Source organism: Paenibacillus cellulositrophicus (assembly GCF_009363095.1).
Taxonomy (GTDB): domain Bacteria; phylum Bacillota; class Bacilli; order Paenibacillales; family Paenibacillaceae; genus Paenibacillus_AQ; species Paenibacillus_AQ favisporus.
Genome location: NZ_CP045296.1, coordinates 326,346 through 349,207, shown reverse-complemented (window position 1 = coordinate 349,207; position 22,862 = coordinate 326,346). Strand labels below are relative to the sequence as shown.

The 22,862-nt window shown below is 53.3% G+C and carries 23 protein-coding genes; 1 reads left to right on the top strand and 22 read right to left on the bottom strand.

Annotated elements, in window-relative coordinates:
• Positions 1-167 precede the first annotated feature (167 nt).
• From GCU45_RS31335 to GCU45_RS31250, 18 genes are all read right to left on the bottom strand, one after another.
• On the bottom strand, positions 168-1,166 hold the full coding sequence (locus GCU45_RS31335; RefSeq protein ID WP_152403863.1) for an LLM class flavin-dependent oxidoreductase: 999 nt from the start codon (positions 1,164-1,166) through the stop codon (positions 168-170).
• A gap of 224 nt (positions 1,167-1,390) precedes the next feature.
• Positions 1,391-2,182, bottom strand: a complete 792-nt coding sequence (locus tag GCU45_RS31330; protein WP_244364753.1) for an alpha/beta hydrolase — start codon at positions 2,180-2,182, stop codon at positions 1,391-1,393.
• A 228-nt stretch (positions 2,183-2,410) separates the two neighbouring features.
• Positions 2,411-3,430 carry an LLM class flavin-dependent oxidoreductase gene (locus tag GCU45_RS31325; protein WP_089547006.1) on the bottom strand — a complete coding sequence of 340 codons (1,020 nt, stop codon included), beginning with the start codon at positions 3,428-3,430 and terminating at the stop codon, positions 2,411-2,413.
• Positions 3,431-3,556: 126 nt separating this feature from the next.
• Positions 3,557-3,832 (bottom strand): DUF896 domain-containing protein, encoded by a 276-nt coding sequence (locus GCU45_RS31320; protein WP_145134125.1) that lies wholly within the window; start codon positions 3,830-3,832, stop codon positions 3,557-3,559.
• Between the two features lie 27 nt (positions 3,833-3,859).
• Complete coding sequence (locus GCU45_RS31315) at positions 3,860-4,345, bottom strand: RrF2 family transcriptional regulator (protein WP_152403860.1); 486 nt, start codon at positions 4,343-4,345, stop codon at positions 3,860-3,862.
• A gap of 236 nt (positions 4,346-4,581) precedes the next feature.
• Positions 4,582-4,980: an NUDIX hydrolase gene (locus tag GCU45_RS31310; protein WP_152403858.1), complete on the bottom strand. Its 399-nt coding sequence runs from the start codon at positions 4,978-4,980 to the stop codon at positions 4,582-4,584.
• A 15-nt stretch (positions 4,981-4,995) separates the two neighbouring features.
• Entirely contained in the window at positions 4,996-5,499 is a 504-nt protein-coding gene (locus GCU45_RS31305; protein ID WP_152403856.1) for a DMT family transporter, read from the bottom strand.
• A complete protein-coding gene (locus GCU45_RS31300) occupies positions 5,496-6,221 on the bottom strand; it encodes a Crp/Fnr family transcriptional regulator (protein WP_152403855.1) in 726 nt (241 codons plus the stop codon). Before GCU45_RS31300 ends, GCU45_RS31305 begins: the two co-directional genes overlap by 4 nt.
• Before the next feature lie 53 nt (positions 6,222-6,274).
• The gene (locus GCU45_RS31295) at positions 6,275-6,700 is read right to left on the bottom strand and encodes a DMT family transporter (RefSeq protein ID WP_152403853.1); all 426 of its coding nucleotides are present in this window, start codon (positions 6,698-6,700) and stop codon (positions 6,275-6,277) included.
• A 203-nt stretch (positions 6,701-6,903) separates the two neighbouring features.
• Positions 6,904-7,815 carry an N-acetylneuraminate lyase gene (locus tag GCU45_RS31290; protein WP_152403852.1) on the bottom strand — a complete coding sequence of 304 codons (912 nt, stop codon included), beginning with the start codon at positions 7,813-7,815 and terminating at the stop codon, positions 6,904-6,906.
• Positions 7,816-8,004: 189 nt separating this feature from the next.
• Complete coding sequence (locus GCU45_RS31285) at positions 8,005-9,015, bottom strand: SDR family NAD(P)-dependent oxidoreductase (protein WP_152403850.1); 1,011 nt, start codon at positions 9,013-9,015, stop codon at positions 8,005-8,007.
• 137 nt (positions 9,016-9,152) lie between these two features.
• Positions 9,153-9,674: a TetR/AcrR family transcriptional regulator gene (locus GCU45_RS31280; protein WP_145134137.1), complete on the bottom strand. Its 522-nt coding sequence runs from the start codon at positions 9,672-9,674 to the stop codon at positions 9,153-9,155.
• 206 nt (positions 9,675-9,880) lie between these two features.
• Positions 9,881-10,657, bottom strand: coding sequence for an ABC transporter permease (locus GCU45_RS31275; protein WP_076166739.1), 777 nt, complete (start codon positions 10,655-10,657; stop codon positions 9,881-9,883).
• A gap of 21 nt (positions 10,658-10,678) precedes the next feature.
• The gene (locus GCU45_RS31270; protein WP_152404693.1) at positions 10,679-11,458 is read right to left on the bottom strand and encodes an ABC transporter ATP-binding protein; all 780 of its coding nucleotides are present in this window, start codon (positions 11,456-11,458) and stop codon (positions 10,679-10,681) included.
• Positions 11,459-11,471: 13 nt separating this feature from the next.
• Positions 11,472-12,482, bottom strand: a complete 1,011-nt coding sequence (locus GCU45_RS31265) for an ABC transporter substrate-binding protein (protein WP_152403848.1) — start codon at positions 12,480-12,482, stop codon at positions 11,472-11,474.
• A complete protein-coding gene (locus GCU45_RS31260; RefSeq protein ID WP_152403846.1) occupies positions 12,475-13,929 on the bottom strand; it encodes an aryl-sulfate sulfotransferase in 1,455 nt (484 codons plus the stop codon). Before GCU45_RS31260 ends, GCU45_RS31265 begins: the two co-directional genes overlap by 8 nt.
• 33 nt (positions 13,930-13,962) lie before the next feature.
• Positions 13,963-14,502, bottom strand: a complete 540-nt coding sequence (locus GCU45_RS31255) for a MarR family winged helix-turn-helix transcriptional regulator (RefSeq protein WP_152404691.1) — start codon at positions 14,500-14,502, stop codon at positions 13,963-13,965.
• Between the two features lie 353 nt (positions 14,503-14,855).
• Positions 14,856-16,112, bottom strand: a complete 1,257-nt coding sequence (locus GCU45_RS31250; RefSeq protein WP_152403844.1) for an aminotransferase class I/II-fold pyridoxal phosphate-dependent enzyme — start codon at positions 16,110-16,112, stop codon at positions 14,856-14,858.
• 128 nt (positions 16,113-16,240) lie between these two features.
• Here GCU45_RS31250 and GCU45_RS31245 point away from each other — a divergent pair, with 128 nt between their 5' ends.
• Positions 16,241-17,446 (top strand): MFS transporter, encoded by a 1,206-nt coding sequence (locus tag GCU45_RS31245; protein WP_152403842.1) that lies wholly within the window; start codon positions 16,241-16,243, stop codon positions 17,444-17,446.
• Positions 17,447-17,572: 126 nt separating this feature from the next.
• On the opposite strand, the gene GCU45_RS31240 is transcribed toward GCU45_RS31245, so the two are convergent.
• From GCU45_RS31240 to GCU45_RS31225, 4 genes are all read right to left on the bottom strand, one after another.
• Positions 17,573-18,412: a helix-turn-helix transcriptional regulator gene (locus GCU45_RS31240; RefSeq protein ID WP_152403841.1), complete on the bottom strand. Its 840-nt coding sequence runs from the start codon at positions 18,410-18,412 to the stop codon at positions 17,573-17,575.
• A 264-nt stretch (positions 18,413-18,676) separates the two neighbouring features.
• Positions 18,677-19,666 (bottom strand): quinone oxidoreductase family protein, encoded by a 990-nt coding sequence (locus GCU45_RS31235; protein WP_152403839.1) that lies wholly within the window; start codon positions 19,664-19,666, stop codon positions 18,677-18,679.
• Between the two features lie 97 nt (positions 19,667-19,763).
• Positions 19,764-21,092 carry a chromosomal replication initiator protein DnaA gene (dnaA, locus tag GCU45_RS31230; protein WP_244364770.1) on the bottom strand — a complete coding sequence of 443 codons (1,329 nt, stop codon included), beginning with the start codon at positions 21,090-21,092 and terminating at the stop codon, positions 19,764-19,766.
• A gap of 322 nt (positions 21,093-21,414) precedes the next feature.
• Positions 21,415-22,605: a cytochrome P450 gene (locus GCU45_RS31225; RefSeq protein ID WP_152403836.1), complete on the bottom strand. Its 1,191-nt coding sequence runs from the start codon at positions 22,603-22,605 to the stop codon at positions 21,415-21,417.
• Positions 22,606-22,862 lie beyond the last annotated feature (257 nt).

Sequence of the window (22,862 nt, the reverse complement as noted above, 5' to 3'; positions counted from 1 at the left end):
TATATATTACGTCACATTAAGCTATTTATCAACATTTATGACATCATTAATTTTTAATACAGCTATAGATGGGATGAATATCGTTTCCAAGGCCTATAAATAATCTAAAAAGCGTACTCTCCTCCATTATCGCAAGAGGTAAGTACGCTATTATTACGTCATATATACTATTGTAAAAGCTCGCGTGCCAGCAGCTTATATACCTGCAGCCGCTTTTCCTGGGAATGCGGGATGCTGCAGATCATGGCCTCATCAAATCCATACAGCTCCTGCTCTTCCTTCAGGCGGGCGGCAATTTCCTGAACCGGGCCAACCAAATGCAGCCTCCGATTGTCCTGGATCAGCATCCGGTCCATTTCGGTTAACGGGTAATTGTGGGCTTCTTCCGGAGTGAGCAGCTGCGTGATCTGCCGCCCCTTAGCCATCATAAGCCGAAACAGATCCTGCGGCAGCGCCTCATATTCGGCTTCTTCCCTAGTCTCAGCGGTGGTCACCAAATAGGTCACGCTGATCTGCGATTTCTCCATAAATGCCGAAGGCTTGAACTGGTCTTTATAAATATCGAGAATTTCGCGGCTCATCGCCCCGTTGAAAAATTGCGCAAACGAATACCCCACACCCATCTCTCCGGCTTTAAGCGCACTGTCGCCGCTTGATCCGAGCAGCCATGCCTCAGGCAGGGTGACGTGAGCCGGGGATGCGGCGTTTTTGGCGTACAGGCTATCTTCCGGAACCTCATCATTCATCAGCTGCAGCGTCGTCTTCAGCTTCTCGTACATATTGTGCAGCATCAGCTGCCGCCCTTCCGACAAGGCATACATGGAGCTTGTATCTCCGCCGGGTGCCCGGCCGACGCCGAAGTCGATCCGGCCAGGCGTGAATGCGCTCAGCGTCTTGAACACCTCGGCCAGCTTCAAAGGGGAATAATGCATCATCATGACACCACCGGTGCCGATCCGAATGGACTGCGTTTTGGCCGCAAGTCGGGCCGCCGTCACTTCGGGCGCAGAACTTGCAAACGTGCGCGCCCCATGGTGCTCGGCCATCCACATACGGGTGTATCCCAGCTCGTCGGCCAGAACAGCCAATTCTTCCGCCTTGTGAAGCGCTCCTTCAGCCGTATTTCCTATCGTAACGGGTGCTTGATCCAATACACTTAATTTCATGAGGTTACCTTCCCTTCCAGGTTAAAATCATCCTGAACGCTATCTCTTTATCCTGCATCAAAGAGGATAAACATTATCCACGTTATCGTAATATATCCTGGTCGAAAAGTAAAGACTGCATCAAATCAATTCGGAGATTCTCTGACCCGCTGTCAGCAAGACAAAATCCGGCGACAGACCGTTTTTCGTTCCTGGCCAGAGCGCCAAACTTCAGAGTTCAGCTTTTATTCAGCAGTATGCTCCAACCACGGGCGGAGAAAGCCCTCAATATCCTGTCTGGTTTCATGAAAATAGGTATTGTTATGCCGGCCGTAATTAAAAAAGCCATGCTCCATGCCATCATAAGTTTTAAACGTAATCGGGTTACCGGCATCCTGCATTTCTTGAACAAAGCCGCGGTTCTGGTCATACAAATCGTCCCCGGTTCCGCATATCCAGAGCGTCTGAGGCAGGCAGCGCCTCACGTGATGGATGGGGGAGATCTCTTCGGCAATAGGCAGCAGCTCGGGGTATCGGCGGGACATAATGTCCACCCCGTCCATCCCGGCTGCAAAGATGACAAGCTTATCGGGAACGGCATTCACGCTCACATCGTCCAAATCGTCGTTCAAGCGGTCGAACATGATGGACGAAACGGAAATATACCCGCCCGCCGAAGCTCCGCATAAGGCCAGCTTCTCCGGATCGACACCGAGCTCCTCTGCATGCTGACGCACCCACCGCACGGCTGATTTAACATCCATAATCGCCTGCAGCGGGGTAAATCCAGCATCTCGCCCTGTCCTGTAGTCCACGCAGATCGAAACGACGCCTAAGGATGCCAAAGCATGGGCCTGGTGCTGAAATTGGGCCGGCGAGAACTTCGGATTGGGCTGAAAGCTCCCCCCTTGGTAAAACAAAATCACCGGCCTGTTTGCCGCCTCCTGGTCCGGTTCGGAAACATACAAACGCAGCTTCCGGTCTTTTACCTCTTTGTAGGTGATTTCGCGGACAGGATAATCAAAAGGAAATCGCATGGCTCTCATCCTTTCTTCAAATGGTGGAGACCTAACATTTCCAAAATTATACACCATCCGGACAAGGTTGTCGTTTCCCTATTTCCAAATACGGAGCGCTGCACTCCACCGTTCAAGCAGCCACTGCACGTGGATAAAAGAGCTAAGGAACAAAAAAAGACCGGCCTTGATATAGGCCAGTCTCTCTCCATTTCGATCGTTACCCAATTGTGATAACGCTCAAAGCTGTCACTTTTTCATGCCGGTGACTTCGGCCACGATTTCGTACGAACGCAGGCGGGCCGCCGGGTCGTAAACCATCGAGTTGACGATCATTTCGTCCGCCTGGGTCTCATTCAGGAAGGCCTGCAGCTGCTGCTTGACTTCTTCCGGATTGCCGATGACCGATGAACGGATCTGTTTCATCACATGCGCCTTCTCGAACTCGTTCCAGTTGCCTTCCAGCGATTTAACCGGCGGGGCGAGTTGGCCGGGCGTATTCCGGATCAGGCTGAGAAACTGCTGCTGATGCGATGTGGCGATAAACTCCGCCTCTTCCGTTGTATCCGCCGCGTACACGTTTACTCCAACCATGGCGTAAGGTTTGTCCAGAACCGCAGACGGCTGAAACTGTCTCCGGTAAATGGCCAGCGCCTGCAGCGTATGATCGGGCGAGAAATGACTGGCGAAGGAGAACGGCAGGCCCATCTTGGCAGCCAAAGCAGCGCTAAAATCGCTGGAGCCGAGCAGCCAGATCGGAACTTGCTGTCCTTCCCCCGGAATGGCCCGGACGCGGTTATATTTGGACTTCTCGTCGAAATAGCCCATCAATTCCTGAACATGCTGCGGAAAATAATGCCCGTTGCTCGGGTCGCGGCGCAGCGCTTCCGCGGTCAGCTGGTCGGAACCCGGAGCGCGTCCGAGTCCAAGGTCAATCCGCCCCGGATACATGGCTTCCAGCGTACCGAACTGTTCCGCAATGACCAGCGGCGCATGGTTAGGCAGCATGATGCCTCCGGAACCGACGCGGATCGACTGGGTCCCTCCGGCTACATATCCGATGACGACGGACGTTGCCGAACTGGCGATGCCCGGCATGTTGTGATGCTCAGCCAGCCAATAACGGTTATAGCCCCAGCGTTCGGCGTGCTGCGCCAGGTTCAATGTATTTTTAAACGATTCGGCCGCGGTTCCACCCCTGACGATGGGTGCCAGATCAAGAACGGAAAACTTGATCTGATCCAGCGTTTTCGTATCGTGGTTGCTCATAGGTATCAGCTTCTTTCCTGCAAATTTATATGAATGTCGGTAGGACAATGGAATCGTAAGTTGTCATGCAAATGAATGATAGTGATCGATAAAAGTGCAGATGCGTAAAGTCTCTGTCGCCGGCCGTTAATCCAAGTAGCGGCGAATCCGGTTTACAACGCCGGGGGTTTCCTCTTCCGTCTCCTCCTGCTCAGCCTTGACTTTGCGAACCTTCTCGGGCGTAACGTCATTGCCCAGCGGGTCAACCACCGTCAAACGGGAGAACGTGCCCAGCACCTGCCCGCGGATTTCGCGTAGATAATCCTCGCGCAGCGATTGCTGTTCCACGCGTTCGGCGTTGGTGAGCCCTTCTTCTTTTTCCTTTTTGGCAAGCTCATTGATTCGGCTTAAAATCGAAATCATGCTTTTCCCTCTTTTCTCGTTTGTATGTTATACGACCATTTTTTCGTGAACCCAATCCTTTAGCGATTCAATCTTCTGTCTGTAACGCTCCCGATGCGCATCGTCGTAAATGGATGCTACCGTCTCCCGCTGAAGCACGTTCTTCCAGGCGGATTCCGCTTCTTCCATCAAATTGGCCAGAAGGCAGCACGGATCGGGATCGTCCCGCAGTTCCAGCATATCCCGGAAAATGCCGCTGGAGGAATAAAGGGACTGCTGCCCCTCAATGGCGATGTAAATATCGTAGATACGGATATCATCTGTTTTTTTCTTCAATTTAAACCCGCCTTTTACCCCGGGCACGGAGGTGATCAGATCCGCGCTGACCAGCTTACGCAAAAGCTTCTGGAAATACGTCGGGGAAGTGCCGAGCTGCTGGCTGATTGCCTCGCCGGGCAGAACCGCCTTGTCCGGCAGCATGCTCAGCAGAAAAATCGCGTATACGCACTGCTCCACGCCGGTCTTCATATGCATAGGTCATCACCTCCAATATTAATGTGGTCTCCCAATCCCATTTGAGCAAAATAAATTGGTTTTGCCGACTAAAGCGGATAATTATTGTCCGTATTAGATTATATGAAATCAGACCAAATGTAAACCATTAGTTTTACAATGAAAAATTTGCAGTAACTTTCACAATCAAACAAAACGGATACCCCGCAGGAATGAGTATTCCTGTGAATATCCGTTACTTTTCGCGGCACACCTGATCAGATCCATTGACGCTCGCGCAGATGGTCAAAAATTCGCTGGCATACCGGTGATACACGGCTGCGATCCGCATAGGTCAGCCAGGCAAACTCCTCGATTTCCGCCGATGGGCGGAGCTCGCCAGAATATGCCCCGGTGTAACAGCTCATTTGAACCGTCACATTTTCCGCTTTGCCATGTGCCTGAGCTTCAAACGTTCCCACGAATGCAAGGGTCTCCGGGTCGATCGCAACCGTAAGCTCTTCCCTGATTTCACGGATCAGCGTCTGCTCATCGGTTTCACCGGGCTCCCTCTTTCCCCCAGGCAAATAATACGTGTCCTTTCCTTTGGAACGTGCGGTGAGTACCCGTCCGTCCTGAATCTGAATCCAGGCAACCTTATCAATCATGGTTGTCATATTCGACTTCACTCCTTATCTATTTCCTTGCTCGAATGCGGCAGTCTCTTTTTGAACCGCAGCAGATTTTCCCGCTGGAAGCCGCCCTTCGCCGATTTTGAAAACAACGATTCCGGCCACGATCACGAGCACGCCGATCACTTTGTTCGGAGTCAGCGGAACTTTCTCCAGTCCCATCCAGCCAAGCGAGTCCCAAATCAGCGCAAACCCAAGCTGGGCCGTCATGACTACGGCGATGGCAAAAGTGGGTGCGAGCAGCTTCATGCTCTGCATCAGACAGAACACAACCCCCACCCCGATCATGCCGCTGAACCAGTACCAGGGCTGCATATGCTGGAGTGTCAGCATGCCCTTGCCTTCGACCGCCAAGCCGATGCCAAACGATGCGACAAACCCGAGGAGCAGCACCCACGTGGTTGTCGCCCAGGAGCCGATCCGCTGATTCATTTTGCTGTTAAAAATGTTCTGCAGGCTCACCAGGGAGCCGGCGATCAGTGATAACACAAGACCAAGCATCATTGGTTTGCCCCTCCTTTCGTTACGACTTCATAAATATTTTGTCCAGCCAGATCGCTAAGTCCTTTTCTGTCTATTACGCGGATATATCCTTTATCCCGCTCCACGAGTCCGTCTTTGCAGAACTTCTGGATCACCCGGTTGACGTGGCGATAGCTGGTCCCGATTAAGTTGGCCGCATCCACCAGGTTGATCGCTGTCCGCTGTTCCTCCCCGGAAGTGTCCGCATCGTCGAAAGAGATCGACAGCAAGTAGCTGGCCAGACGGACTTCAACCGGATACATCAGATTAAGGCTTAAAAAATTGGATTTAATATAAAACTTATTGGTGATCATATCCAGCAGAAACTGGAGCATAGGAGCGTAATCCTGTCCAAATTTCCGCAGCCAGCGATGGTGGATGCCGATCATATGCACGGTCGTGACCGCCTCAACGGTATTGACCGTATCCGTTTCCTTGAGATATTCGATATCCCCGATAATTTCCAGCGGTTTCATAAAGTTAAGGATCAGCGTTTTCCCTTCGGGTGAGGTGGTATAGATTTTAATTTTCCCGCTGACGAGAACATATAAATATTCCGCAGGTGCTCCCTGCGAGCAAATGAATTCTCCCTGGTCAAAGCAATACAACGATAAATGCGGTCTAAACGGTTCGTAAAATATCGTCTCCAGCTCATATTGACGCATGTAATCTGCCAGCAGCCCGCGGTCCTGAATCTCTCTCATCTTGAACGTCCCCCTCTAACTTAGGCCCATCATAATGGCGTACGGCAACGATGTCAAAATTTAAGAATGACGACGCCCGCAATCATCATCCCGATCCCGATAAACTGTGCGGGGCTGATCTTTCGTTTTTTCATGCCAAACCAGCCATTCAGATCGACAATAAATGTCAGACAGAGCTGGGCGATCAATAATGCAGAAATCGTAAAGGTCACTCCGATCGTCTGAATCGACGTCACTTCGCTGAAAATGATGACTGCTCCCAAGGCCCCGCCGATGCGGTACAGCGGCTTGACGCTTGTAAAGCCCTCTCGGCTGCCGTCCCGTGCAAACAGCAGGATGATCAAAGCGAGGATGAAGCCGGTCAATTGAGTTACCGCCGCGGCCTGCCACGTCCCGATATCCCCGCTGATCCGCGAGTTGGCGACACCCTGCAGCGTAATGCAGGCGCCCCCCAGCAGTGCAAATATAATGCCTTTCATAGGTCCTCTCCTTCTGTATCGTTCTGTCATTATTAAAAGGCAATCGCGGCGGTATGCGATAGGACATATGTCCTCAGCATGAGTGGAAAGGATCCTAGTCCATGATGAGACAGTGTTCAAAGTGTCTGTACATTCTTGGCAAACACGAAAAAACCGCCCTTTCAGGCGGCTATCATGATAATATTCATTAATCTGCGCAAGTGTTAGCTGGATATTCCCGTCTGTACCAAAACAGGTGACGATGCATAAAATTCGGCTATTCCTGCTTTTTGTGCATCAGTCAAATGCTGCAGCGGCTGCCGTACCGCAGGACAGCGAATGACACCTTGAAGATACAAAATGTGCTTTTCATAAGGGATCACATCGAAGCGAAGCATATGGGCAATGACCGAATTGGCCTGTTCCTGCAGTGCTTTAACGTTCATCCAATCGTTGGCAGACCGGGCTTGATACATACGGATGAATATTTTCGGCATCATATTAAATGTACTGCCTATGGCACCGTCGCTGCCCATGAGAAAACCTGCTGCACAGACCTCATCATGGCCGTTCCAAATGATCCAATCTCCCCCGCATCGGCTACGAATCTGCTGCATTTCGAACAGGTTCATGGATGTAAATTTTACGCCAATGCATTGAGCACTGTGAGCCATGTCCTCGTAAAAATCCAAAGACAGCTGCACCCCGGTTGCTCCCGGATAGTGGTACATAATCATCGGAAGGCTGACCGACGACATGATGGACCGATAGTGATCCCTAATTTCCTGTGGTCCCGCCTTATAATAAAAGGGTACAACAGCGGAAACCGCGTCCGCGCCTGCTGATTCCGCATGCCGGGCCAGCTTGATGCTCTCAAGCGTACTGATACAGCCAACATGCGCCAGAACCGTCACCCGCCCTTTGGCCGTGTGAATGACGGTTTCCAGCACCTTCATCCGTTCCTCAGAAGTCAGAATAAATCCTTCGGCCGTACTTCCGCCCACATAGAATCCCTGAATTCCCTGCGCGATTTGGTGTTCCACCAGTCGTTCCAGTGATTCGGTATCCACTTCAAGACGCTCATCCATCGGTGTTACGAGTGCGGTAAAGATCCCATGAAACTTGTTATTGTCCATCGGTACCCCTCTCCCGTCGTCGAATAGTGGTTCGCTAATTCTTGCTGCCTTCCAATGTTTCGCGGGCCTATCCGGCAGTTCCTGCCAGAATCTCTACAAAAATGTCCCTTTGGTCTGGGAATGATGGCGTATTTCCTTTTAACGGGAGAATTGATTTGCTGAAATTAGTGATTAATCAATAACAAACACTTAAACTATTCTAGAGCTAGCCGTCTGTGATGCCTGGACCGATGCTGCGGTGTTTGCCTGCTGCAGTGTTTTGACCGTCGCGGTGATGCCTTCCTTGAACGGTGTTGCGATAATCGGCCCGATCCACTTTTCGTACTTGGCTCCGCTCAGCGTCAGCGGTTCCTCGGTCAGGTATAGCATCTCAACGACCTCTTTCATCACGGGCACGCCTAATCCGAGCAGAGATAACCCTATTTTTTTCAGCGGAATGACCGGTTTGCTGCTTCCACTGGCCGCTCTCGCGATCCGCACGATCTCCCGTCCTGATATCAGCCCGCCCCCTGGAATGTTCCAGTTTTGACCGTAAGCTTCGTCATGATCTGCCAAATTCGCAATCATGGCGGCGGCGTCAGGCAAGTAGACATATTCGCGGGGAACGGTCATATTCCCGATGAAAAAGGCCATTTTGCCGGCGGCGATCGCTTCCAGTGTTGAGCCTAGATAGGACGCTTCATTCGCTGTTGGCCCATAATAATCCGGCAGACGGACGATCATAACCCTGGCCTTGTTCCAGCGCTTGCCGAACAGCATGCGTTCAAAGTCCAAACGAACCTTCCCTTTCTTCGTATGCGGCTGTTTCGGATGTTCTTCGGTGACCGGGTTGGACTGCCTTCTTCCATAAGGATAGATCCCATCAATCGCAACCACTTTGATAGCGAGCCGTTCCGCCGCCTCCATTACGGATTCACCAAGCGGGATCAGCTTGCTGGCCATCTCATGGTACGGTACGTTCGCACAATGAAACATGACGTCTGCATTCCCAGCTTGCGTGATGATCTCTTCAGGCCGCATGGCATCTCCCACGGCCAGCTTCAAATGCACCGGGTTTCCCAATCTGCTGGCGAGCTGCTCCAGCTTGTGGCGTGATCTTCCGAACGCAATCGTAGAGATTCCCCGTTTTACCAATTCCTCTGTAATGGCTGCACCCGTTCCGCCCGTCGCTCCGACCACCATCGCTTTGTTTATCGTCATATGAAATCGTCCTCTCTGTTTTGTTTTGTGATTGATCAATCACTAACTTGAACTCATCATAACATTCAGTTAGTGATTGGTCAATAACTATTCATGAAAAAAATCCATTTCGATAAGGAGACCTCTCTCACGTCCCCTTATCTTTCCTTTAATTCGGGCAGACTGATCGCATCCGCTACGTTGCACAGCATCCCTCTGGCCAAAAAGAGCATCGTTCTTTCTTCGGGATGTGGAATTCCCGCCTCGCGAAATGCCTGCAGTACGATTTGACGAACCTCCCGGAATCCGTTCCTCATCGCTTCCTGGATCGCTTCTTCCTGAATCGTTTGGGACTGCATCTGCAGCAGAATCTCGTTCCGGTGATTCTCCATGATCTTCTCGTATTCCGTAATCAGCTCCGCTTCAAGCCGCTCCGGCGACGCTGACTTCACGACTTGCTGAAACGACTCGATCATCCGGGACCAGGAAACTTCCAGAGCCGCAAGCAGCAGCGCTTCCTTCGTTGAGAAAAAACGAAAGACGTAAGGCTGCGATATGTGGGCCCGCTGTGCAACCTGTGCCGTGGTGGCCCGGTAATAGCCGGTTTCGGCAAAGACCTCGATGGCGGCCGATATAATATCTGTTCTTCGGTTGACCGAAGTAGACGCATCTCTTGCCATGGCGCATAACTCCTTTTCATAATGCAGATTAGTAAGTAATTGATCACTATCTATGAAGTATAGGGGATAACGAAGCGGAATGCAATTCGCTTCTCCAAGCTGAGCGGTGATAAACCAAAGAGACGGACCGCCGCTGCGGTTCGCCTCGTTTTACGATGATACCCAAGGTTTAAAATCTTTGTCCTATGACTACTCCATCCTGTCTCCTACCGCTTCAAAGACGTCGTACTTACCACACCGTATCTCGCAAGCAGCCTGCGCCCGAGCAGTCCAACTGCCCGATCCGTCAGGAAGCCCATTAGCCCTAAGCAAATCAGACCTACGAAAATCCAATCCGTCCGGAAAAACAGGCGCGAGTTCCAGATCAGATACCCGACTCCTTCATTGGAGGCGATCATTTCAGCTCCGATGATGGCCATAAAGGATGTGCCCATGGCCAGCCGGATGCCGGTAAAGATGTACGGAACCGTTGCCGGGATGATGACATGAACGACGATCTGCCATTCGGAGGCTCCCATGCTGCGGGCCGAACGAATTTTATCCTCCTCGACGGAGAGAACGCCGGTGAACGTATTCAGAATGACGATAAAAAATGTGGCGTACATGATCAGCATTACTTTAGACGTCTCGCCGATACCGAACCAGACCAGGAACAGCGTGATGAATGCGATCGGCGGAATAAACCGGATAAAGTTCAAAAACGGCTCGGCGAAGGTTCGGATGAATCCGACCTTACCGATAATGATCCCGATAGGCACCGCCACCAAACTGCCGAGCGTCCAACCGAGAAGGACACGATAGGCGCTGATGCCAATGTACTGTAGAAGGGTGCCGTCCATCAGCAGCTCGTATCCGCCTTTCGCCGTGTAAATCGGCCCTGGCAGAATCTCTGGCCCGTATACGAGCGAGACCAGCTGCCAGATGACGATCAAAGCGATCCAGAACAGCACTTGAAGCGGTCCTTTCTTTATTTTCTTGCTCATGGTGATTCCTCCGATCGGATTCTATTCGTCAAAATGGGCCTGAATGCGGTTGTACAGGTCATGGAATTCCGGCGCGGCCAGGTCTCTCGGGTACGCCAGCGGCACCTCGTAAATATCAGTGATCCGCGAAGAGGGCCCGGCGGACATAATACCGATCCTACCGCCGAGAAGCAGGGCTTCCTGTATGTCGTGGGTAACGAAGATCACCGTCTTGTCGGTTTCCTGCCAGATCTTTACCAGTTCGCGCTGCATCGTTCGTCGGGTCATCGCATCCAGCGCGCCGAACGGCTCATCCATCAACAGAATGCCGGGATCGTTGGACAGCACCCTCGCCAACTGCACCCGCTGCTTCATCCCGCCGGAGAGCTCACGGGGGAATTTATTTTCATGCCCTTTGAGTCCAACCATGCCGATAAAACGATCGGAGATTTCCTTGCGCCGGGCGGCGGGAATGCGCTTCATCCGCAGGCCGAACTCCACGTTCTCCCTGACGGTCAGCCAGGGGAAAAGCGAGGAATCGGCCTGCTGGAAGACGACGGCCCGATCCTGGCCAGGCCTATCCACCTCTTTCTCGCCCACCCGCAAATGCCCTGAGGTTTTAGACACGAACCCCGCGATCAGGCTGAGCAGCGTCGACTTGCCGCAGCCGCTAGGGCCGAGGAGAACGAAAAATTCTCCTCCCTTCACGACCAGATCGACATCCTGGATAATATAATGCAGATCGCCTGCCGTCTGCTGTTGACTATAGCTTTTATTCAAGCTCTCAATATAAATCTCGTTTGGTCTGGTTACTGCCCCCATCATCCCAGCCTCCTTATTTCAACTCAATCACGCGGTCCGGGAACGCTTTGCGCACCAGGTCCAAATTCAGCTTGTCGTTCAGATTAAAATCCTTTTCAATAATGCCGGTATCCACCATATATTTTTTCTGGCCGGCCAGCCCGTCGTAGGCTTGCTGGGTGAAGCCGATCTTCCACGGATTTTTCGGAAGATCCTTAAGCGTAGCCTCTTTCGGCTGCTTCACTTCGTCATACATAATGTCAGCCGTTTCGTCCGGATGTGCCTGGACGTAGTCGGATGTTTCGTCAAGCGCCTTCAGCAGTTCGACCAATTCGTCCGGGTGGTTCTGGATCAGTGTGGTGCCGGCGATCAGACCTGTGCCGAGCCGGACAGGCGTCTGGGACATATCCGACAGCTCATGCGCTTCGGACAGCGCGGCGAACTTGTCGTTCAGCACCGAGCCGTACACCCAGGCCGCGTCGATCTCGCCCTTTTTCAGCGCCACATACGTTTCGTCAAATCCTCCCTGCCCGACCAGCGTGACGTCTTTCAAGGCAATGCCGTTTTGCTGCAGATAAACGTCCCACAAATAAGGAATGAACGTTCCACGCGAGTAGCTCAGTTTTTTGCCCTTCAGGTCGGCGGGGCCGGCAATCTCTTTACGGGCGAACATCTTCCATTCGCTTGCGCTCAAATCCGTTGCCGTTCCGGAGGAAGCAAAGATCGCATAGTCGCCTTTGCTGACGGCATTCAACAGCGGGAAGTCTGCGCCAAAGGCAATATCCACCTGCTTGATAAACAGGGCGTTGACTCCTTCGGCCGGCGTGGCGAAGTTGACCAGCTCCGCATCAATGCCGTGTTTTTCGAAAAATCCTTTTTTCGCGGCGACCCGGAAAATCGGGTTGGTGGAAATATCGGCGATTTTCACCTTAAGCTGGTGCCCGCTGTCTTTTCCCGAGGCGGTTCCGCATGCGGTGAGCAGCACAGAAATCAGCAGGACGGCAGCGGTCATTATGCTGATGCGTTGAAACACATGCCTACTCATCTTGATCCCGTTCCTTCCTGACGACTTCGTCCGTGGTCGCTACGCAGAAGGCTCCATCGCCATAGGATACGGTACCCTCAACTTCGACTGCAGTCACGGCTCCACGCGGTGCCGCGCCTGGCAGCCGGTAATCGGCTACATCAAGCGGAGCGATTTCCGTCTCCACCGGCTTCTCCAGCTGCGGAATCCATTCATAAGGTACGCGGTAAGCACGGTAAACCATATTTGCGTTTCTGGAGTTTTTATAAGGAGAGATGTATTCCCACACCAGTTCATGCTCCCGCGTGACTTCGAAAATTCTTCCGTCCGCTCCTTCGGTAATCAGCGTATTGCCGTTAGGCAGCCGCTGCGCCGAGCTGATATAAGGGCTATAAAAGCGATAAGAGTCCAATGGCGCCTGGAATCCGGCTTCGGTCGGCGTGTACTGCCATTCGATCTCCAGCGTTATCGGATGAATCTCCAGAATCCGGGAATGGTCGCGTCGCGCCACCTTGACGCCATCCGGCGATTCGGGGTTCGGGCTGCCATAGCCGCCCCAGCCTCCGTTATCGAATACCAGAATATTGCCCTCTCCCGGCAGTCCCTTCGGAATCAGATGGGCATGGTGCTGGCCGATAATCCAGCCGATATGTTTGGTGTCTTCTCCAGAATAGTCCGGGCCGAGCTTCCATACGATGTTCCCGGTCCGTTTATCGATGATCGCGATAATGTTGGATTCCCGCGCGTCCCAAATCAGATTATCCGGATGAAAGCGCTCGTCGCCTGCATCATAATGCTTATTCGGACCGAGCACCGATACAGAGTTGATATGCATCCAGTCTCCGGAATGGGTGCCGAACGCCCGTGTATTCGGGTCCCGGTACAACGCCTCCTTCGCCGCTTCGTCAAATCCAAGCTCTTCAAAATGATCGCTGACGGCCCATTCCCAGACGACATTGCCCTCCCAATCCACTTCGATGATCGTGTCGTCCAGCAGCTCGATGTCCGAAATTTCGGGACGGTTGACGTTTTTATGCGCGAGAATGATCGTATTGCCTGAACCGACTTTCGGATCGGATCCAGGCACATAATATCCGACCGGATTGCCTTCCCGCTGGTAATCATGATGCTGGCGTGCCATCCACTGCGCGGGATGACCCGGATCCTCAATCCATTCGTACCGGTCGAATTTCCAGACGACATTGCCGTCCCAATCGACCTGTACCAGATTGGCTTCGTCCTGAAAACCATATTTGGGATCCCGCTCGGCAGTGCTGCCCAGCACATAGCCTCCAGGGAATATTTTGTTCGGGAAACCGCGCAGCCCCTTCCACAAATGCACCTCTCTGCCGTTCATGTCGATCAGCAGTGCCCCGGTGTCAGCTGCCTGGTAGATGGTATAACCGCTCCATGCCTTTCCTGGTTGGTAAACGGTCGTTCCTGTAGGATAAATAGTTGGATGTCCCATATGATTTGTCTCCCTTCCCTGCTCACAATGAATTTAATATGAAATAAATCGGTTCGGTCTCTGCGCTGCCTTCCGGTGGCCGGGAGACGGCTCCTCGGCGTTCTCCGGTGGATGTGCCTGCTTCAGCACGGCGTCGGCAAAGCCTTCCAAATGCTCGTAGAGTCTTTTGAAATTCACGATTTGTTCCTCTAGTTCCTTGGCCGTAAAGCCTCCAAAGATGCGTTCGATCATGTATGTACCTGCGTCCCGGTTGCGTGCAAGCATGTCCCTGCCCTTATCCGTAATGTCCAGGACAACGGATCTGCGGTCGGTCTCCAGGCGCTTTCGCTGCGCGAAGCCGAGCGATTCCAGCTTGTCGCAAACAGCAGTCACCGCGCCTGTGGTGAAATCCAGCCGTTCGGCCAGATCCCCGAGCTTCTGCTCGCCTTCATGCAGAATCGCGTTTAGCACGAGCATCCCGGGAAGGGACACGCCTTCAATCGATACTTTGTCACGTTCCTTGACGAATCTCCGAACCAGCCTGCGAAAATACCAATCGGCTTCCTCCATCAGAAGCCACTGCTTCTCTTCCATATCTCTCCTTTCACCATTCATCAACCACCACCATTGCTCTCCCCATGGAGTAGCAGCCATCCGTATCAACGTGCATGCTGATATACAAAAAGGCCCCCGAATGCCATAACCGCAAGAAGCGGTATGGATTACAGGAGCCTTTGGTGGACCAATCGGCTGATATTTAGTTTAATGTTAAAATAATGATCACTCATTAAATGAATATTAATCGATTTCCTTGACGTAAGATTAAACCAATTATTCTCACCTGTCAAGTAGGAATTAAAAATCAATTTTTGTTTGTAATCAATAAACAAATAAACCCTGCTCACAAGAGCAGGGTTGTTCTGTCATAGAGACAGGTATGTCACTTGCTATTTCGTGTTTCCATGCATCGTTATAAATTGTCCGATCCGGTCGGCCGCTTCACGCAGACGCGCTTCCTCCTGAACAAGGGCGATCCGCACATAACCTTCCCCTTCCGAACCAAATCCGTCCCCGGGGATCACGGCCACCCCTGTTCCCAGCAGCAGTTCCCGGGCAAACTGCCGGGAACTCCAGGGCTCTGCGCCTTCCAGGAAAGCTGCCGGCAGCTTCGCCCAGGCAAACATCGTCGCCTTCGGCTTGGGTACGACCCAGCCCTCCCGCGCGAGCGCATCGATCAGCGCGTCCCGGCGGCGTTCGTACAATGCGGCCACCCCGGCAGTGGACTGAGAGGGGGCCATCGCCTGCTCCAGCGCGGCGATCGCCGCCGTCTGGATCGGTCCGAAGACGCCGTAATCGATGTTGTTCTTCAGCTCCAGCAGCGAAGCGAGGACATCGCGGTTTCCGGCCAAAAATCCGATCCGGCAGCCCGCCATATTAAAGCTCTTGGAGAACGAATGGAACTCGACGGCCGTTTCGATTGCACCTGGGGTTTCCAGAATGCTTGGCGGCCGGTAACCGTCAAAGCCCATTTCCGAATAGGCCAGGTCATGAACGATCAGCACGTTCCATTTTCGAGCCAAGGTGACTAGCCGTTCAAAATACGGCCGGTCCGCCGTTGCCGCAATCGGATTACCTGGGAAGTTCAATAGGATAAATACCGCCTGCTCCCAAATTTCGTCCGGGATGCTCTCCAAATCGGGCAAGAAGCCGTGCTCTTCCCGAAGCGGCATTTCATAGGGCTTCACGCCTGCAATGGCCAGCGAACCGGCATAAATCGGATATCCCGGATTCGGGACGATCGCCAAGTCGCCAGGATTGCAGATCGCCTGAGCCAAATGCGCCAGCCCGTCCTGCGAACCCATGAGGGACAGCACTTCCGCCTTCGGATCCAGGCGCACATTGAAGCGATGCTCCATCCATGCGGCACATTTCTCCCGGAACGCATCGCTGCCTGCCGAGCCGGGATACGTATAGTTTTTTTCGTCAAGCACAGCTTCGCTTAAGGCGCGGCGCACCGCCTCCGTGGGTCCGAGATCCGGGCTGCCGATGCTTAGGTCGATCAGGTCACGACCGGCCATTTCGGCTTCTTTCTTCCAAGCGGCCACCTCCGCAAAAATAGAGGAACCTAAACGCGACAGCTTATCGGCGCGCCAAGGTCTGGTTGTATGATTCGTCAAATCCGTCCACCTGCTTTTTCCTTTCATTATAGCATGGTTTTTAAACGAGACTCCCCTACCTTCTAGCACCGTTCGACAATTTTTTTATTGACTTGAAAAGCCTTTCATCCTGTAAGATCAAAGAAAAAAATAGACACCCAGGAGAAGAGAGAACCATGACAACTAAAAAAGAAACCATTCTGATCTTTGCCTTCACTTTTGCCGCGTTCGTGCTGGGGACGACCGAATACGTTATCGTCGGCCTGCTGAAGGATATCAGCGTCAGTTTGGGCGTATCCCTGGCGGCCGCCGGCATCCTCGTATCCAGCTTCGCCATCGCTTATGCGGTCGGCACACCGTTTGCCGTCAGCCTCTTGGGACGCATCCCCCGGCATGTGACCATTTTGTCGGGCTATGCGGCCCTGCTGGTGCTGAACGCCCTGACGATTTTCGCCGGCAATTTCGCCCTGATGTTTGTGATCCGGGTCATCACAGCCATTTTGTGCGGGTTGACCTTGTCACTGTCCATTGCCGCGGCCAGTGAACACATCCAGGCTTCCCGCCGAGCAGGCGCCGTTGCATGGATCATCGGCGGCTTTTCGATCGCCAACGTCCTGGGCGTGCCGGTCGGCACCTATATCGGCCAGCTGCTCGGATGGCGGGCGGCATTCATCGTCACCTCCGCAGTGGGCATCATTCCGCTGTTCTTCATCGCTTCGGTTCTGCCGAAAAGCGATACCGTCAGCGTCAGCTCTATGAAACAGCAGTTCGCCTTGTTCGCAAACCGCCGCATCCGGATGGCTTTCTTGATTCCGGTGCTCGGCGTGGGCTCAGTCTTTATCGTCTATACCTATATCACACCGATTCTTGAGAACGTGCTCCGCATTCCGAAGCAGTGGACAAGCGCTGTGCTGCTCGGTTATGGCGGCCTGACCATCCTGAGCAATTGGATCGGAGCCAAGGTAGCCGAAGGGGATTCGAGGTCCAAGCTCAAAATTGTATTTATCGTTCAGAGCCTGATGATGCTGGCCCTTGCCCTGACCCTGAGCTTCACCTGGGCTGCCGTTCTCTGCCTGATGCTCATTGCCTTGTTTTCCTACGCCCTGAGCGCCGCCGTTCAGCTGTATCTAATCGATCTCGCCGACGCATCGGCCGGCGGGTCCAAGGACTTTGCCTCGACCCTGATGCCGGTGGCCTCCAACCTTGGCATCGCCTGTGGCTCCCTGCTTGGCAGCCTGGTCGTCGACAGTATCGGTTTGGCTTATTTACCGTGGGCGGCACTGGCTTTTTCGATCGGCGCTTTTGCCGTAACGGCCCGCTGCCATCAGCTGGATCAAGAGCATTTGAGTATCGGGACTGCAGCCCGGATTCACACGATGTAGCCGGTCGACGTACATTCAAAGGAAACAGACCGCTTTTAGAGGGAGTTTTTCTAGCGAAATAAGGATGTTTAACCTCGGAAGTTTATACTTTCATATCTCTTAAAAACGCCGCAGCCGGTCATCCGGCTACGGCGTTTTTTGCGCGTCCAGATCCAGCTTCTCCTCGGTTCCGGTTCCGGCCAGCGGAGAATAGACGCAGCAGTGCAGGTCTTCATTGCCATTAATATGGGCAAACGTGTTGATTTCAAAGGATAACGGCCCAAGGTCGGGATGGTTCAGCACGAAAGGCTGCACCTGCTTCTCCCGTACATCGTGTGAGTCCCAGAGCGCCCTAAATTCCGGGCTTACTTCGGACAACTTCTGGGCAAACGCCTCGTACCACGGGTCCCCCTTTGATTGACCATGGTAGGCGCGGAGAATGGCTGCACTGTATGCGGCAAACTCCTCCCAGTTCAGGACGCGTTCCCGCAAATACGGATTCATGAAAATGGACCAGACCATGTTGCGGCCCATTACCGGATCTTCCAGAAAGTCATACAACAGCCGGGGAGCCTGGCGGTTCCAAGCCATAATTTCGGTCCGGCGGTTGACCAAGATGGCTGGATAGCGCAGCTGATCAATAATTTTCTGCAGTCCTGGCTCCAACGGCGGGACGGCCGCCGGCGCGGACCAGTCCGGAAGATCGCCGAATCCCGCCAGCCGCATGACATGCAGCTTCTCGTCGGGAGACAGGAGCAGCGCCCTGGCGATGTTCTCCATGACTTCCCTGGAAGCGGCCACGTCTCTCCCCTGCTCCAGCCATGTGTACCAGGTAGTGCTGACATTAGCGATTTCCGCCACCTCTTCACGGCGAAGTCCGGGAGTCCTTCTTCTGCCGTATCCCCCGCTAACCCCGACGTCCGCCGGTTGAAGCCTTTCCCTGCGCGATTTCAAAAATTCCCCGAGCAGATTCCGGGTTTGCATCATGTTAGCATCACCTCCGAGATGTACAACGTTCCATAAACTCCACGATTCAAATGATACCACCCCTCCCGCCGTAAAAGAAAGCCTCCGCTCCGCGTTCAAGCGGGTAAGAGGCTCATATATAAGATGCAGACTTTCAGGCGGGCAAGGGCTCACACAAAAGGCTGCAGACTATAGTCATTCAAGAGGCTCCTATTATAAGCATTCATCTGATTAGGATTCTCACGAACCCTGTGACTGAGAACGCTGATAAGGGACCTGTAGCGCTTATCCCATCTGCAGAACGAGTTTGCCCATCGTTTGGCCGCTTTCGAGCAGACGATGCGCCTCGGAGGCGTCCTCCATCGGGTAAATGCCGTGCACCTCCGAGCGGACCTCTCTGCTGGCGAGCAGCTGCAGCGCTTCCCTGGCCGCCTGCCCCACGCCAACCGGATCATATATGGCATACGCCCCCAGGTTAAAGCCGGCGATGCTCTGGTTGCCGAGCCAAATCTCGTTGCTCTGATGCGCCAGCTCGCCGCCGCTGGCGTTGCCCAGAGCGACGATTTGTCCCAGCGGTCGCAGGAGCTCCAGGCTGCGTGCCCTCGTCTCGCCCCCAACCGGGTCAAATACGGTGTCGACCCCCTGTACTCCCGCGATCCGCTTCACTTCGTTCACAAAATCGGAGCGCAGCAGCAGTTCGTCGTATCCTAGCGAAGCGGCCAGCTTGATTTTATCCGGCGAACCCACCGTCCCCAGCACCTTCCCAGCGCCAAACCGTTTGGCGATTTGCCCCAGAAAGCTGCCGAGTCCGCCTGCGGCGGCGTGAACCAGCGCCGTGTCCCCCTGCCTCATCCGGTTCACCTGCTTGACCGCAAAGTAGGCGGTTGTTAAGTTGACGATGGAGGCTGCCGCCTCGGCCATATCGAGATCTCCTCCGAGCGAATCGAGCGGAACCGTAAGCTGCGGCGTCACTCTGGCCTGGGTAGCGTATCCGCCAAGCTCAAGCAGCTTCATGGAAGCGACCGGCTGGCCGATCCGGAACCCTTCAACTCCGTCCCCGATTGAGCGGACGAATCCGGACACCTCAAGCCCCGGAATCACCGGATACGGAAACAGCTCCGTAAACCCGCCTTTGCGGATCAAAATATCCACGAGCCCGACGCCTGCATACGCCACGTCCACGATCATTTCCCCGTATCTTGGTGCAAGATCCGGCATTTCCCTCACCTTAAGCACTTCTGTTCCGCCCGCTCTTTCAATGACGATTGATTTCATATAAAGAACCTCCCTGGTAGATGGTTTATGCCGTTATCTTACCAAGGAGGGTCTGAGGCAGACAGGTTCAGATTATACGGGTATAAAAAATAACAGGCTACACGCGCGGTTGGATGCGGCTTTTAATGTTCTCGGACAACCGGCTTACGATTTGATGAATCTCCTGGTCCTCACGAATAACCGAGGCGATTTTTTCATGGGCGTGGATGACGGTCGTATGGTCCCTGCCGCCAAAAGCTTCCCCGATTTTGGGCAGCGAGTAATCGGTCAGCTCCCTGGACAGATACATGGCGATTTGCCGGGGAAAAGCTACTGCCCTTGTCCGTTTCCGTGCTTTAAAATCCTCGATGCGCAGACCATAATAATCTCCCACCCGCTCCTGGATGTCCTGGATCGAGATCATTTGGGGACGTGACTGCGAGATCATATTTTTTAGTGCTTCGGCTGTCATATGCACGGTGATGTCCTGATTCACAAGCGAGGAATAAGCGATGACGCGGATAAGAGCCCCTTCGAGCTCACGGACGTTTGTATGAATATGGCTGGCGATGTATACCATCGCTTCGTTCGGAATGTCGAGATGCTCCGCCTTCGCCTTCTTGCGCAGAATAGCAATCCGGGTCTCCAGATCCGGGGGCTGAATATCCGTGATGAGTCCCCATTCAAAGCGGGAACGCAGCCGTTCCTCCAGGGTGGGGATTTCCTTGGGCGGACGGTCGCTGGAAATGATGATTGCCTTCCCCATTTCTTTCAGTGCGTTGAAAGTATGGAAAAACTCTTCCTGTGTCTGCTCCTTGCCGGCGATAAACTGGATGTCGTCGATCAGAAGCACGTCGATGTTGCGGTACTTGTTACGGAAAGCTTCGCCGCGGTTGTTCATGATGGCGTTGATAAACTGGTTGGTGAACTTTTCGGAGGATAAATAGAGCACCTTCGCCTGCGGATTGTGCTCCAGCACATAGTGGCCGATCGCCTGCATCAAGTGGGTTTTCCCCAAACCGACACCGCCGTACAAAAACAGCGGGTTATACGCCTTGCCCGGCGCGTCCGCTACAGCCAGTGCAGCTGCATGAGCAAAACGGTTGCCGAGTCCGACGACGAACGTATCGAAGGTGTATTTTGGGTTCAGCATGGCGGCAAAAACTGGATCGTTCAGGATATTATCCTCTATGAGGGCAGCCGGTTCGGGTGATGCGGATCTTCTCTCGGTCTCCAGCTCATCCTGGGTAATGATATGAAGCTCCGGCTGAGCATCCATGCATTCGCGAACCGCTGTCAAAATGAGCTTGGTATACCGATTCTCCAGCCATTCCTGCGTAAACGTGTTGGGCGTGCTGATTGTCAGGACGTTATCCTGCAAACTGACGGCCTTCGTCGATTTCAGCCACGTATCATAGCTGGGCTTGCTGATCTTCTTTTGAATCATGGACAGGACCTGGTGCCACAATTCTTCGACTTGCCTTTCCACGGGCGCTCAACTCCTTATACTTCGGTAAAACGAAATGATCATCCCGGCGGGCTTACGCAAAAAGGCATCCGTTCTTCCCTGCAAATGCTGTTCCTGGAACCTTCGCAGTAAAGGGATGCCTTAGATCATCATGCTTATGTACAAGCTGCTATTTTCTATTCTAGCATATCCGGGAGCCTCCAAGAAATATGGACAGCTCCCGAAAATGGGAATCCGCGAGCTCCCCATGCAGATTATGCTATCTGGAACAAAGCGGAAGCACTCTTAAAGATACCTGACTCTATCTGCGGCTCATCGCGATCGGATAATGTTTGACGCCGAAGACAAAGGAGCTTTGGATCGGCTGGAGTTCAGCGTCCGCGGCTCTGCGCAGATCCTTGAATCTGTCGAGGAGCGCCTGAAACGCAATTTTTCCTTCCAGCCTGGCCAGCGGAGCCCCAAGACAGAAGTGGATACCGAAGCCGAACGTCATATGCGGGTTCGGTTTGCGGTCCAGACGGAAGCCGTCCGGGTCGTCGAACCGGGACTCGTCGCGGTTGGCGGCCCCAACCCAGGAAATGACCTGCGCTCCCTGCTCAATCGTATGCTCTCCGATTTGTACCGTCTCCGCGGCTTTGCGTCCAATCGCGATGATCGGCGGGTAATAGCGCAGTACTTCTTCTATAAAGGAAGGTATGAGGTCCGGCGCTTGATACAGCTGCTCCTGCAGCTCCGGTCTTTCGGTCAGCACGCGCACGCCATTGGTGATCAGGTTCGTCGTCGTCTCGTTTCCGGCAGCCAGCAGCAGCACGCAGAAGCTGATAATATCCCTTTCCGACAGCTTCTCTCCTTCGATTTCAGCGTTCAGCAGTGCAGTGACGAGATCTTCCTGCGGCTCTGCAGCCCGCTGCGCCATAATTCCTTTAAAATACTCGGACAGCTCTCCCATCGCTTTCATCCGCTTGTCGGTAATCCGCTGGAATGCTTCGTCGGTGAGGTCGTCGGCACTTTCCACCAGAATATCGGACCAGTGCTTGAACTTGTTCCGGTCTTCTTTCGGAGCACCCAGCAGCTCGGCAATCACGATGACCGGCAGCGGAGTGGCGAATTCGCTGGAAATATCCATAGATCCATCCGTTACCGAATCTAGCAGCTGCTCGGCGATGGACTGAATGCGGGGGGTCAGCTCTTGGATCGCCTTGGGCGTAAACGCTTTGCTGACCAGGTCGCGCATTTGCTTATGCTTGGGCGGATCCATAAACAGAATGGAGCCGCCTGCGCCTGCTCCACGCTCGGAGGAAAATGTTTTCGGATCCTTCAAAATGCGCTGCACATCTTCATAGCGGAAGACGTCCCAGCAGTTTCGGCTGCTGTCGTAGCGCACTGGCGTTTCTTGTCTAAGCTGGCGGAAGATATCAAAGGGATATAACATTCGGTCCGGGGTCGAAACCTCGGCCATGTTCAGCATGTTGGCGTATTTTTCCTGGATCATCGAGTTCAAATCCTTTCCTCAAGTATCGTGCAATCGTGTGCAGATTCTGCTGCGTATCCTTCTACAGGTTCTTCTGAAGGCCGTCGTTCACGATGTTTGGCAGCTTGCAAACAACGGTCTAAAAAAATGATAGCACGATTCAAATGGGAGTCTCGACTTACCCAGGATGTATTTTTGGGAGGTACTTAAGCATCACTTACAGCTCTATTCGCACGGATGATCCGGATGCAGACACGGCCAAAAGGGCCATATCGTTT

Coding starts and splice junctions, on each gene's coding strand:
- GCU45_RS31295 (WP_152403853.1), bottom strand. CDS start 6,700: ATGAAAGGCATTATATTTGCACTGCTGGGGGGCGCCTGCATTACGCTG.
- GCU45_RS31315 (WP_152403860.1), bottom strand. CDS start 4,345: ATGCATATGAAGACCGGCGTGGAGCAGTGCGTATACGCGATTTTTCTG.
- GCU45_RS31265 (WP_152403848.1), bottom strand. CDS start 12,482: ATGAGTAGGCATGTGTTTCAACGCATCAGCATAATGACCGCTGCCGTC.
- GCU45_RS31280 (WP_145134137.1), bottom strand. CDS start 9,674: ATGGCAAGAGATGCGTCTACTTCGGTCAACCGAAGAACAGATATTATA.
- GCU45_RS31275 (WP_076166739.1), bottom strand. CDS start 10,657: ATGAGCAAGAAAATAAAGAAAGGACCGCTTCAAGTGCTGTTCTGGATC.
- GCU45_RS31250 (WP_152403844.1), bottom strand. CDS start 16,112: ATGAAAGGAAAAAGCAGGTGGACGGATTTGACGAATCATACAACCAGA.
- GCU45_RS31290 (WP_152403852.1), bottom strand. CDS start 7,815: ATGGACAATAACAAGTTTCATGGGATCTTTACCGCACTCGTAACACCG.
- GCU45_RS31285 (WP_152403850.1), bottom strand. CDS start 9,015: ATGACGATAAACAAAGCGATGGTGGTCGGAGCGACGGGCGGAACGGGT.
- GCU45_RS31245 (WP_152403842.1), top strand. CDS start 16,241: ATGACAACTAAAAAAGAAACCATTCTGATCTTTGCCTTCACTTTTGCC.
- GCU45_RS31260 (WP_152403846.1), bottom strand. CDS start 13,929: ATGGGACATCCAACTATTTATCCTACAGGAACGACCGTTTACCAACCA.
- GCU45_RS31330 (WP_244364753.1), bottom strand. CDS start 2,182: ATGCGATTTCCTTTTGATTATCCTGTCCGCGAAATCACCTACAAAGAG.
- GCU45_RS31235 (WP_152403839.1), bottom strand. CDS start 19,666: ATGAAATCAATCGTCATTGAAAGAGCGGGCGGAACAGAAGTGCTTAAG.
- GCU45_RS31305 (WP_152403856.1), bottom strand. CDS start 5,499: ATGATGCTTGGTCTTGTGTTATCACTGATCGCCGGCTCCCTGGTGAGC.
- GCU45_RS31335 (WP_152403863.1), bottom strand. CDS start 1,166: ATGAAATTAAGTGTATTGGATCAAGCACCCGTTACGATAGGAAATACG.
- GCU45_RS31325 (WP_089547006.1), bottom strand. CDS start 3,430: ATGAGCAACCACGATACGAAAACGCTGGATCAGATCAAGTTTTCCGTT.
- GCU45_RS31300 (WP_152403855.1), bottom strand. CDS start 6,221: ATGAGAGAGATTCAGGACCGCGGGCTGCTGGCAGATTACATGCGTCAA.
- GCU45_RS31320 (WP_145134125.1), bottom strand. CDS start 3,832: ATGATTTCGATTTTAAGCCGAATCAATGAGCTTGCCAAAAAGGAAAAA.
- GCU45_RS31240 (WP_152403841.1), bottom strand. CDS start 18,412: ATGATGCAAACCCGGAATCTGCTCGGGGAATTTTTGAAATCGCGCAGG.
- GCU45_RS31225 (WP_152403836.1), bottom strand. CDS start 22,605: ATGATCCAGGAAAAATACGCCAACATGCTGAACATGGCCGAGGTTTCG.
- GCU45_RS31255 (WP_152404691.1), bottom strand. CDS start 14,502: ATGGAAGAGAAGCAGTGGCTTCTGATGGAGGAAGCCGATTGGTATTTT.
- GCU45_RS31310 (WP_152403858.1), bottom strand. CDS start 4,980: ATGACAACCATGATTGATAAGGTTGCCTGGATTCAGATTCAGGACGGA.
- GCU45_RS31270 (WP_152404693.1), bottom strand. CDS start 11,458: ATGGGGGCAGTAACCAGACCAAACGAGATTTATATTGAGAGCTTGAAT.
- dnaA (WP_244364770.1), bottom strand. CDS start 21,092: ATGATTCAAAAGAAGATCAGCAAGCCCAGCTATGATACGTGGCTGAAA.